Source organism: Oscillibacter sp. KLE 1745 (assembly GCF_000469445.2).
Taxonomy (GTDB): domain Bacteria; phylum Bacillota; class Clostridia; order Oscillospirales; family Oscillospiraceae; genus Oscillibacter; species Oscillibacter welbionis.
Map to the genome: position 1 here is coordinate 53,965 of NZ_KI271694.1, position 10,042 is coordinate 64,006.

The 10,042-nt window shown below is 64.5% G+C and carries 11 protein-coding genes; 8 read left to right on the forward strand and 3 right to left on the reverse strand.

Features of this window, described 5'->3' with window-relative positions:
• Positions 1-389 precede the first annotated feature (389 nt).
• From HMPREF1546_RS04035 to phnE, 4 genes are all read left to right on the forward strand, one after another.
• Entirely contained in the window at positions 390-1,253 is an 864-nt protein-coding gene (locus HMPREF1546_RS04035; RefSeq protein WP_036630902.1) for an EamA family transporter, read from the forward strand.
• Positions 1,254-1,637: 384 nt separating this feature from the next.
• A complete protein-coding gene (locus HMPREF1546_RS04040) occupies positions 1,638-2,690 on the forward strand; it encodes a phosphate/phosphite/phosphonate ABC transporter substrate-binding protein (RefSeq protein WP_021750318.1) in 1,053 nt (350 codons plus the stop codon).
• Between the two features lie 20 nt (positions 2,691-2,710).
• Positions 2,711-3,457, forward strand: a complete 747-nt coding sequence (locus HMPREF1546_RS04045; protein WP_036630900.1) for a phosphonate ABC transporter ATP-binding protein — start codon at positions 2,711-2,713, stop codon at positions 3,455-3,457.
• A complete protein-coding gene (gene phnE / locus HMPREF1546_RS18130; RefSeq protein WP_021750316.1) occupies positions 3,454-4,986 on the forward strand; it encodes a phosphonate ABC transporter, permease protein PhnE in 1,533 nt (510 codons plus the stop codon). Before HMPREF1546_RS04045 ends, phnE begins: the two co-directional genes overlap by 4 nt.
• Positions 4,987-5,138: 152 nt before the next feature.
• On the opposite strand, the gene HMPREF1546_RS04055 is transcribed toward phnE, so the two are convergent.
• Together HMPREF1546_RS04055 and HMPREF1546_RS04060 are read right to left on the reverse strand one after the other, a co-directional pair.
• Positions 5,139-5,570 carry a cupin domain-containing protein gene (locus HMPREF1546_RS04055; RefSeq protein WP_025545232.1) on the reverse strand — a complete coding sequence of 144 codons (432 nt, stop codon included), beginning with the start codon at positions 5,568-5,570 and terminating at the stop codon, positions 5,139-5,141.
• A gap of 372 nt (positions 5,571-5,942) precedes the next feature.
• A complete protein-coding gene (locus HMPREF1546_RS04060; RefSeq protein WP_036630898.1) occupies positions 5,943-6,830 on the reverse strand; it encodes a LysR family transcriptional regulator in 888 nt (295 codons plus the stop codon).
• Between the two features lie 200 nt (positions 6,831-7,030).
• Here HMPREF1546_RS04060 and HMPREF1546_RS04065 point away from each other — a divergent pair, with 200 nt between their 5' ends.
• Positions 7,031-8,131: an aldo/keto reductase gene (locus tag HMPREF1546_RS04065; protein ID WP_021750313.1), complete on the forward strand. Its 1,101-nt coding sequence runs from the start codon at positions 7,031-7,033 to the stop codon at positions 8,129-8,131.
• Positions 8,128-8,304 (forward strand): hypothetical protein, encoded by a 177-nt coding sequence (locus HMPREF1546_RS18695; RefSeq protein WP_021750312.1) that lies wholly within the window; start codon positions 8,128-8,130, stop codon positions 8,302-8,304. The genes HMPREF1546_RS04065 and HMPREF1546_RS18695 overlap by 4 nt, the downstream gene beginning before the upstream one ends.
• A gap of 196 nt (positions 8,305-8,500) precedes the next feature.
• Here the strand turns inward: HMPREF1546_RS18695 and HMPREF1546_RS04070 are convergent, their stop codons facing one another.
• Positions 8,501-8,698 carry a ribbon-helix-helix domain-containing protein gene (locus tag HMPREF1546_RS04070; RefSeq protein WP_021750310.1) on the reverse strand — a complete coding sequence of 66 codons (198 nt, stop codon included), beginning with the start codon at positions 8,696-8,698 and terminating at the stop codon, positions 8,501-8,503.
• Between the two features lie 148 nt (positions 8,699-8,846).
• On the opposite strand from HMPREF1546_RS04070, the gene HMPREF1546_RS04075 reads away from it, so the two are divergent.
• On the forward strand, positions 8,847-9,026 hold the full coding sequence (locus HMPREF1546_RS04075) for a hypothetical protein (RefSeq protein WP_021750309.1): 180 nt from the start codon (positions 8,847-8,849) through the stop codon (positions 9,024-9,026).
• 276 nt (positions 9,027-9,302) lie between these two features.
• Positions 9,303-10,042: tyrosine-type recombinase/integrase (locus HMPREF1546_RS04080; protein WP_147629907.1), on the forward strand; the 740-nt coding region annotated here is incomplete at its 3' end.

Here is a 10,042-nt window from a genome sequence, read left to right on the forward strand (position 1 = left end):
CGGCCGCTCCTTTCTCCGGCCGCGGCCCCCGCCCTGTCAGGGCTTTTACGGGCAAACATCCAACTTCCCGGCGCACCGCAGTGTGCAGGGCTGGAGATCACAGCAGGTACGGCAGCCTCCGCCGCCCCCCGTCCGGCCCTCCCCCGATATTTTTGAAAACGGTGCAAACGATTAGGACCGTGTCGACTGCCGGAGCCTACCGGAGGGCGGCCGCCTGCTCTTGTCCGGCGGCGGCGCAACGCGCCGGAGGGAGCTCCGCCCTGGCTGCCTGCACCACCGCCGGAACGGCGTGAAGCACGGATGTGCCATCCGGAGGCGCGGCGTCTCCGCAGGGGGCGGCATCGAGGGGGCACTGTCCAAGGGGCAGTCATCAGAAAAGAGGAATGCGTATGTGGATTCTCTTCGCGGCTGGATCCGCGCTTTTCGCCGGTGTGACGGCCATTCTGGCCAAGTGCGGCATCCGGAAGACCGACTCCACCGTGGCCACCGCCATCCGCACCCTTGTGGTGCTGGCTTTTGCGTGGACCATGGTGTTTGTCGTGGGCTCCCAGGGGGAGATCCGGAACATCGGCCCCACAACGCTCTTCTTTCTGGTGCTGTCCGGCCTGGCTACCGGAGCCTCCTGGCTGTGCTACTTCAAGGCCCTCCAGCTGGGTGACATCAACAAGGTGGTGCCCATCGACAAATCCAGCACCGTGCTCACCATCCTGCTGGCCTTTTTTCTGCTGGGGGAGCCCATCGGCCTGCCTCAGGGGATCGGGGTGGTGCTGATCGGCACAGGCACCTTCCTGATGCTGGAGAAAAGGTCCCCCGCGGCCGGCTGTGCCCCCCAGTGCGGGAGCTGGATGCTCTACGCCTTCGGCTCGGCGGTGTTTGCCAGTCTCACCGCGATCCTGGGCAAAGCCGGCATTCAGGGCGTGGAGTCCAACCTGGGCACCGCCATCCGCACCGGTGTGGTGTTGGTGATGGCCTGGCTCATGGTGCTGGTGACAGGCAAGGCCGGTGCGGTGCGGCAGGTGCCCCGGCGGGAGTTGGCGTTCATCTGCCTGTCCGGCGTGGCCACCGGGGCCTCCTGGCTGTGCTATTACCGGGCGCTTCAGAGCGGCCCCGCCAGCGTGGTGGTGCCCATCGACAAGTTGAGCATTTTGGTCACAGTGGCCTTTTCCCGGCTGGTGTTTCGGGAGAGGCTCACATCTCGCTCCGCCGCAGGTCTTGCCCTCATTGTGGCCGGGACGCTGGCCATGCTGTTCTGACCGCCGGAGCCATCCCCCTCCAGCGGGGTTCTCTTCGCGCCCACCCGATGCCGGACAGGTGTTCCTTTCGGCGGGCTGCCAGCTGGCGGCCGGGGGAAAATTTCCACTCTTGTTTTTTTCTGTACAGCGTGCTATACTGGCCGAGGTTTAAGGAATGCGGCGAAAGGGGGAGCTCCCTGGCGCCACGCTCACATAGATGACAAGAACCAGATTGCGAGGGAGCCTGTGTTCCAGGCTGAGAGGGTCCCAGTAAGGGCCGACCGCACCCGGCTTCCCAGGCGGAAGCGGGGGCATCAGCATCTGCGTGAAGGTCTGAACGGGTATGTGCTGATGAGGCGCGTGCCCGTTTTGTTTTGCGCAGAAAATTAAACTGGAGGGATTCCCATGAAAAAGAAGATTTCCGCACTTTTGTTGAGCCTGGCGCTGTGCGCCGGACTCCTGGCCGGCTGCGGCACCGGGGAGACGGCGGAGGCTCCGTCCGACACCGATGTACAGCAGGTGGACTCTCTGAAAATCGCATTTTCTCCCTATGCGGACGCCGACCTCATCTCCGAGTCCACGGAGCCGCTGGAGGAGCTGCTGAAGGCAAAGCTGCTGGAAAAGGGCTACGACGTGGGCGAGATCGACATGACCGTGGGCACCAGCTACACCGCCGTGGGCGAGGCCCTCAGCGCGGGCAGCGCGGACCTGGGCTTCATCTCCGGCGGCAACTATGTGCTCTTCTCCGACGACTGCGATGTGCTGCTGACCGCCCTGCGCTATGCCATCAACAAAGACTCTGAGAACCCCGCCGACTGGAACGACGGCACCATCGAGGAGAACACAGAGGGCATGAGCACTTACTACCGCTGTATCCTGCTGGCCGGTCCCAGCGAGAAGGGCCAGGAGCTGCTCTCCAAGGTCAACGCCGGGGAGGAGCTGACCTGGGACGACCTGAACAGCGCCACCTGGGCGGTGCTGAATCCCACCTCCGCCTCCGGGTACATCTATCCCTCCCTGTGGCTGCAGGAGCACTACGGTAAGGGGATCAGCGATCTGGACAATGTGGTGGAGTGCGACTCCCACACCACCTCCGTGGCCCGGCTAGCTGCCGGTCAGGTGGATGTGATGGTGTCCTACGGCCACATCCGCATCAAGAACGCCCCCATCTGGGAATCCGATTTCGACGGCACAGCCCCCATGGTGGAGCAGACCGGCGTGATCGGTGTGACGGACGGCATCTACAACGACATGATCGCGTACAGCAAGACCTCTGACACCATGGCGGACGAAGCCTTCCGGCAGGCAGTGGGCGAGTCCTTCATCGAGCTGGCCCAGACCGAGGAGGGCCAGGAGATCTTCGGTGTATTTAGCCAGGTGGGCTACGACTGGGGCAGCGACTCCGACTATGACGGAGAGCGGGCGGCCCAGGCGCTTTTGAAATCTATGGAAGCGTGACCATCTTCAGGAGGGATTTCATGCTGCAGGCGATCCATATCCGCAAACAATTTCAGCGTTCCGGCGAGGTGCTGCGGGATGTCAGCTTCACCCTGGGCGACGGCGAGTTTCTCTCGGTCATCGGCCCGTCCGGCGCCGGGAAAACCACCCTGTTCCGCATCCTGAATGGAACGGAGCTGTGCAGCGGCGGTGAAGTCCTCTATGGCGGGACGCACTTTGAAGCCGCCCGAGGCCGGGAAAAGCGGGCGGTCCAGCAGGGGATCGGCACCATCTACCAGGATTTCTGCCTAGTGGAGAACCTGTCCGCCATCCAGAACGTGCTGAACGCCTGCCTGCCGGACATGTCCCTGGCCGCCTCCCTGCTGGGGGCGTTCGGACGGGAGCGGTCCGAACAGGCCGCCGCGATCCTGCGAGAGGTCGGGCTGGCGGACAAGCTGGAGGAGCCGGTGAAAAACCTCTCCGGCGGGCAGAAGCAGCGGGTGGCCATCGCCCGCGCCCTGATGCGGAACCCCTCCATCCTGCTGGCGGACGAGCCGGTGGCGTCCCTGGACCCCGTCACCGGGCGGCAGATCCTGTGCCTGCTCCGGGACATTCAGCGCCAACGCGGCGTCAGCATCCTAATGAACAGCCACAATCTGGACCTGTCCCTGGAGTTCTCCACCCATATCGTCGGCATGAACCGGGGACGCGTCGTCTTTGACGGCGCCCCCGGGGATGTGACGGAGGCCGTCCTGCGGGATATTTACGGCGAGGCGGCGGCCGTATGAAACAAAGACGTATCCGCTGCCTCGCTGCGGCCGCTTTTGTGCTGCTGTTCCTGGGAGCCGCCTGGTTCACCGGATGCGACCTGTCCCTGATGTGGAGCCGGCGCGACCACCTGACGGACATCGCCGCAAAGATGTTTCCGCCGGACTGGGGATTCCTCGGGAAGGTCCTGCCCCTGCTGTGGGCCACGATCCAGATGTCCATCACCGGGACCTTTCTGGGCGCGGTGCTGTCCATCCCGGCCGCCATGGCCTGCGCCGCCTCCCTGCCGGGACCCGGGCCGGTCAAGAAGGCGGTCCGCTTCTGCATCCAGGTGCTCCGCTCCTTCCCGGCCCTGATCCTGGCCCTGCTGGCCACATTCTTTCTGGGCATCGGCTCCTTTGCCGGAACGGCCGCCATCACGGTCTACACCTTTGCCATCATGACCCGCCTGACCTATGAGGACATCGAGAGCGCGCCCCAGGGTCCCTATCTGGCCCTGCGGGCTATGGGCGCCGCCTCAGCCCAGGCGTTCTTCCGCTCCACCTTACCGGAGATCCTGCCGGCCTATCTCACCAACGCCCTCTATCTGCTGGAGGGCAATGTGCGGCACAGCGCCATCCTGGGCTATGTGGGCGCAGGCGGAATCGGCCTGCTGCTCAATGAAAAGGTCTCCTGGCGGGAGTACGACAAGGTGGGGACAATCCTGCTGCTCCTCTTCGCCGTGGTCTATCTCATGGAGCATCTCAGCACATGGCTCACCCGTCTGGTGCAGCAGGAGCGGACCCTGGGCCGGCAGGGGCGCCGGCTGCTGGCGGGCGCGGCGGCCGCGCTGGTATTGTTCTGCACGGTCACGCTTCCGCCGCCCGACCTGTCCCGCACAAGCATGCAGATGGTGAAGACGCTCTTCACCGGCCTCCTGCATCCGAACTGGGAGCTGTTTTTCCGCCTGGACAGCAGCGGACTTGCCTATCTCCTGCTGGAGACCGTCGCCATCGCGCTGGTGGGGACCTGCGTCGGCGCCGTCTTTTCCGTTCCTCTGGCGTTTCTCGGCAGCAGCCGCTTTTTTCCGGCCCCCGCCGCCTGGCTGTTCCGGACACTGGTGACCGCCATCCGGTCCGTTCCCTTCCTGATCTATGGACTGATCTTCATCCGCGTCTGCGGCCCCGGCTCCTTTACCGGAGTGCTGACCCTGGCAGTGTGCAGCGTGGGACTTCTCTGCAAGCGCTTCACAGAGGCCATCGACACCTTGGATTTTCGGGCGTATCACGCTCTGGAGGCCATGGGGACGCCGAAGCTGTCCTGCGTCCGTCACGCGGCCCTGCCGCAGCTGGTGCCTCAGTTCTTCTCCGCCTGGCTCTATCGGTTTGACGTCAATATCCGCGAGGCCTCCGCCCTTGGCCTGGCCGGTGCGGGCGGAATCGGCGCGCCGCTGATCCTGGCCCTGAACCAATACGCCTGGCATGATGTCAGCACCCTGGCGCTGGGCATGATCGCCTTGTCCTGGCTGGTGGATCTGGTCTCCGCTTTCTGCCGCCGCAGGGCCGCCTGAGGCCGATGCCCGCCAGCAGCCGGATCCGGTGCAGCCCCCCGTTCCGCCCCGGCGGGAAGGATTCCGGCGGAGCTGCTGCAAAGCAAGACACGGACAGTCTTTGGACTGTCCGTGCCTTGTTGCCAAGCGGCGATTCCCCGGCCGGGAGCCGCTCAGAGTGCTTCGTATTCCGCGTCGCTCACCGGCTCGCACCACTCGTTGGAGCAGGCCTCACCGGGCATCTCGACGGCGATGTGGCTGAACCAGCTGTCCCGCTTGGCGCCGTGCCAGTGCTTGACCTCCGCCGGGATGACGATGACTCTGCCGGGCTCCAGGCTGACCGCCTCTTTGCCCTCCTCCTGGTACCAACCCTCGCCGGCGGTGCAGATCAGCAGCTGCCCGCCGCCCTCGGAGGCGTGGTGGATATGCCAGTTGTTCCGGCACCCGGGCTCGAAGGTGACGTTGGCCAGAAACAGCCCGTCCTCCGGGCGGGTCAGGGGATTGAGATAGGACCGGCCGGCAAAGTACCGGGCAAAAGCGTCGTTGGGCGCGCCCAGGCCAAACACGTTCTGTTCCTCAAATGCAGCCTTGTCCATGATCTTCATGCAACATACCTCCCAATGCTTTCTTATGAATGCGGGGCAGACCGCCGCCCCGGTGTGGATGTTCTGCCGCCAGCGTGTCTCCTGCCGCTCACGGGTGTAAATATCCGCCAGTGCGGCGGCCCGTATCTCCACCAGTAGCCGCAGCCGCATATAGCCCCCCGTCTCCTCTCCGGTGAAGCCGATATCCCGAAGCGTCAGGATCAGGTTCAGCCGCTCCGGGTCGCGGCCTGCCCGACCTCAGGACCTCCATGGAGATCTGATCGCACTCGCTGGCCTCCTGGATCGTCATCGCCCGCACCTCAGGGCAGAAAGTGGAAACGTCCCCGCAGGGACGCCTCCATTCTAAATCCGGAACTTCGCCTTGTCCAATACCTATACCGGATGGTCTGATATTCCGCCGACGTATTTCTCGGCAAATCGCAGCAGGGCAGCAGCGGTGGCAGAAAGGACCTCGGTCTTCTTCCAGGCCAGAACCGTGCCCGACTCCAGCGGCGGAGAGAGGGGCACGAACCGCAGCCCGTCATAGGCGCAATCCAGCCGGATCACCAGATAGATCCCCAGCCCCTCCCGGGCCAGCTGGGTCTGGTTGTAAGGCAGGTTGCCGCTGGCCGCCATCTGGATCCGGTCTGCGTAAGGGCCGAACCAGCGGATCATTTCCCGGCGCATCAGCTCCCGGGTGGTCAGGATCAGGGGGCTGTCCGCCAGGTCCCCGGGCGTCACCGCCTCCCGCCGGGCCAGAGGCGAATCCTCCGGCACCAGGACACCCCAGGATTCCCGGACGGGCAGCCGGAGGATCTGGTAGCGGCTGGTGTCCACCGGCTCCAGCAGAAGTCCCATGTCCAGGAGTCCCTGCTCGATCCGCTCCTTGATCCCGTCGGAGTCTCCGCTGTAAATCTCATACTGGACCCGGGGATGCTGGCGGTGAAAGGCAGCCAGGAGCTTTGCCAGATACGTCATGCTCCGCAGGTCGCCGCTTCCGATGGAGATCCGGCCTGTGATCTCCTCCGCCGGTCGGAGCTCCCGGGCCGTCTTCTCCGCCAGCTCTACGATCTCCTGAGCCCGGCGGCGCAGCAGCATCCCGGCCTCCGTCAGAACGATGTGGTGCTGGCTGCGGCGGAACAGCTTGACTCCCAGTTCCTCCTCCAGCTGCATCAGCTGGCGGGACAGGGTGGGCTGCGTCAGATGGAGCAGCGCCGCCGCCCGGGTGATGTTCTCCTCCCGGGCCACAGTCAAAAAATACTTCAGCGTCCGAAATTCCACCGGGCCGCACCTCCTCTTCTCCCCTACCATATCATGGCCGCAGTGGGGCCGCAAGTGTGATATGTGTGAAATGTATGTCTCAGCATAGAAAACAGGTATTCGCTATTTCTCATTTCAGGCGGTATAATAGGGTCATGTGAGGCGCGGCGTCCGGACTCCGGCTGCCGCAGAGCTGCAACAGGAAAGGATGGTTTCGACCTATGGAATACCGTGTCAACCGCCGCACCGGGGACCGGATCAGCGTCCTGGGCGTGGGCACCAGCGGCCTCCCCGCCGCCGGGGCGAAAGAGGGTGCCGCCACGCTGGAGATGGCCCTGGAGCAGGGGATCAACTACTTCGACCTGGCCACTGCCGACTCCGCCTGCTTCCCCATCTTCGGCGCCGCCCTTGCGGGTGTGCGCAGGCAGGTGCTCTACCAGGTCCACTTCGGCGCCAATTACGCCGCCGGTAAACCTTACAGCTGGACCACGGATCTGGAGACCGTCAAGCGGTCGGTAGCGTGGCAGCTGGAGCAGCTGCGGACGGACTACATCGACTACGGCTTCATCCACTGTATGGACGAGTCCGGCGACTGGCGCCGGTATGTGGACAACGGCGTTCTTCAGTATCTGGAGGCGCTGAAAGCCCAGGGCGTCGTCCGCCACATCGGCCTCTCCACCCATACGCCGGCCCTGGCCCGGGAGGTGCTGGACACCGGCCTGGCGGACATGATGATGTTCAGCATCAACCCCAGCTACGACTATCAGCACGGCGAGTATGCCAACGGCAGCGCCACGGAGCGGATGGCCCTTTACCGCCGGTGCGAGGCGGAGGGCGTGGGCATCTCCGTGATGAAGGCCTTTGCCGGCGGACAGCTGCTGGATGCTCGTACCTCTCCCTTCGGTCAGGCCCTGACGGAATATCAATGCATCCAGTACGCCCTGGACAAGCCCGGCGTCCTGACAGTGCTGCCCGGTGTCCGAGACCGGGCGGATCTGGAACGGGTCCTGGGCTTTCTGCGGGCTGGGGAGGCGGAGCGGGACTACTCCGTCATCAGCTCCCTCACCCCCAGAGACGCGGAGGGCACCTGCGTCTACTGCAACCACTGCCAGCCCTGCCCCGCCGGCCTGGACGTGGGCCTCATCAACAAGTATTATGACTTGGCCCGTGCGGGGGATGCCTTGGCGGCAGAGCACTACCGGAACCTGTCTCTGGGTGCGGATGCCTGCATCAGCTGCGGCCACTGTGACCGCCGGTGCCCCTTCCATGTATCCCAGTCGGCGCGGATGCGGGAGATCGCATCCTACTTCCGGCAGGCGTGAGGGCCCTGGCCGTTCCTTGCACCTTTGCCGGCTACATCAATGAGCGGCTGACTGCTGACATCCCCACCGTCCTCCGCTCCGCCACCGCCCTGGTGCCCCTGAAGATGGAGACGCCCGTCCCCTTCACCGGCACCTGGACGGATGCGGAGGCCTGTCTGAAGGAATTCTACTGAGTGCCCTTCACGTATCCATCTCCCAAAATCACCAAGACGGCTGCCAACCCGGCAGCCGTCTTTTTTTCGTTGATTCCCGCCTCCCCCGGAGGTGCGCCGGAATCAGAACTGTTTCAGTTATCTCCGATAGGATAGGGCGGGGGTGCGCGCTCCCGTTTTCACGGGTGTCCCCGCGGCCGGAGCCGCCGGCGGACGGTCAGTCGTCACGTGCCTCGTCCGCCGGCTTCTCCCGCGGGGTCTGCTGTTCCTTTTTCAGGGATTCCAGTCCCAGCCGGATCAATTCCACGGTCGCCTCCGAACGGGTCTGGAACCGGCGCTCAAAGCGGAAATCCTCGATCTGCTGAAACAGCTCATTGTCCACGGATACCGTGTAACGCGGTCTGTCTGTTGCCATCCTTATCACCTCTGGCCCTATTATACACGAGTGAACCACCGGTGTAAAGAGAGCCGCAGCCCCCTTGACTTCGGTTCAGTGAACCACTATAATAACTTTAATAGGTTCACCAATTCACTTAACCACTATATGGAAAGGAGCTGCGTACATGAACAGAGATCAAAAACGGTTCACCATCTCCGTGACGCCGGAGCTGGCGGCGGAACTGACCGCGGTAAAGCAGAGCAGCTACCCCGGCGTCCCCCGGGACGCGATGTTCCGGGACCTAATCATCCGGGGCCTTGCGGCGTGGGAGAAGCAGTCCGGCAAGAATAGCCAGCCCGTGTGACGGGTGGGGTGCCGGGCCCCATCGAAGCTCCTTCGGCTCTCCCGGCAAACGGCGGCAGACAGAAACAGACAGAAACACGGTGAAAGTCAGAGGCGGCAGGTACGCCCGGTGCGGGCACCCGTGGGCAGCTGCCCGCACCCGCCATCCCATGGAGACAGCAGAACAATTCTGGGCGTTCCTGACCGGGAGCGTCCAAAGCGGTGCAGGGTTCAGTCCGTATGTCATACGGTCGTAACCCGCCGTTCATCGCTCCCCCTGACCGGGAGGAGACGGAACGTGAGCAAAGTAACCATGAGACGGCCGGATGCCCGGGCCATGGCCCAGCTTCTGGCGGAGCAGACGCAGACGGCGGCGGGGCTGATCCTCCGCCTGGCCTGGCGGCAGGGGCTGACCCGGGAGGAGATCCAGCGCCTCACTTGGAACGATGTGGACTTTTCTGCCCATCAGCTCCGGCTGCCGGACCGGACCATCCCGCTGGAGATGGAGACCGAGGCCTGCCTGCGCCGGCAGGCGGAGCGCCCCGACCCGCCTACTCCCTTCGTGGTGGTCTCGGACCGCCGCAGGCAGCAGATGCCGCCGGAGTCCATTTCCCGCCTGGCCAGAAAAACTCTGGACCGGGCGGGGCTGGGCGGCATCAGCCTGATGGATCTGCGGCACGACTTCATCATCCGCCATCTGGAATCCCACGACTGGCCCTATGTGGCCCGGATCAGCGGCATCGCCGTCCCCACTCTGTATGCCGTTTTCTCCGACTATCTGCCGGAGGGACGGCAGAAGGAGTCCCGCCCTCGGCAGGAGGTGGACGGTTTTTTGATGTGGAAGCTGCTCCAGGCGGAGGGCAGCTCCCCGGTGGGGCTTGCCCTTTGGATGGGTTGGAAGCTGGGGATGCAGGTCCGGGAGATGACAGCCCTGACCTGGGACCAGGTGGATCTGGACCGGGGTCTGGTGCGGCTGCCGGACCGGGACCTGGCCCTGGGCGTCACCCTGCGGCGCCTGCTGCGGGCGGCGGCGGGACG

What these genes read in the sequence shown, in the direction of transcription:
- HMPREF1546_RS04035 (WP_036630902.1), top strand. Translation starts at nt 390, where the DNA reads ATGTGGATTCTCTTCGCGGCTGGATCCGCGCTTTTCGCCGGTGTGACG.
- HMPREF1546_RS04040 (WP_021750318.1), top strand. Translation starts at nt 1,638, where the DNA reads ATGAAAAAGAAGATTTCCGCACTTTTGTTGAGCCTGGCGCTGTGCGCC.
- HMPREF1546_RS04045 (WP_036630900.1), top strand. Translation starts at nt 2,711, where the DNA reads ATGCTGCAGGCGATCCATATCCGCAAACAATTTCAGCGTTCCGGCGAG.
- phnE (WP_021750316.1), top strand. Translation starts at nt 3,454, where the DNA reads ATGAAACAAAGACGTATCCGCTGCCTCGCTGCGGCCGCTTTTGTGCTG.
- HMPREF1546_RS04055 (WP_025545232.1), bottom strand. Translation starts at nt 5,570, where the DNA reads ATGAAGATCATGGACAAGGCTGCATTTGAGGAACAGAACGTGTTTGGC.
- HMPREF1546_RS04065 (WP_021750313.1), top strand. Translation starts at nt 7,031, where the DNA reads ATGGAATACCGTGTCAACCGCCGCACCGGGGACCGGATCAGCGTCCTG.
- HMPREF1546_RS04070 (WP_021750310.1), bottom strand. Translation starts at nt 8,698, where the DNA reads ATGGCAACAGACAGACCGCGTTACACGGTATCCGTGGACAATGAGCTG.
- HMPREF1546_RS04075 (WP_021750309.1), top strand. Translation starts at nt 8,847, where the DNA reads ATGAACAGAGATCAAAAACGGTTCACCATCTCCGTGACGCCGGAGCTG.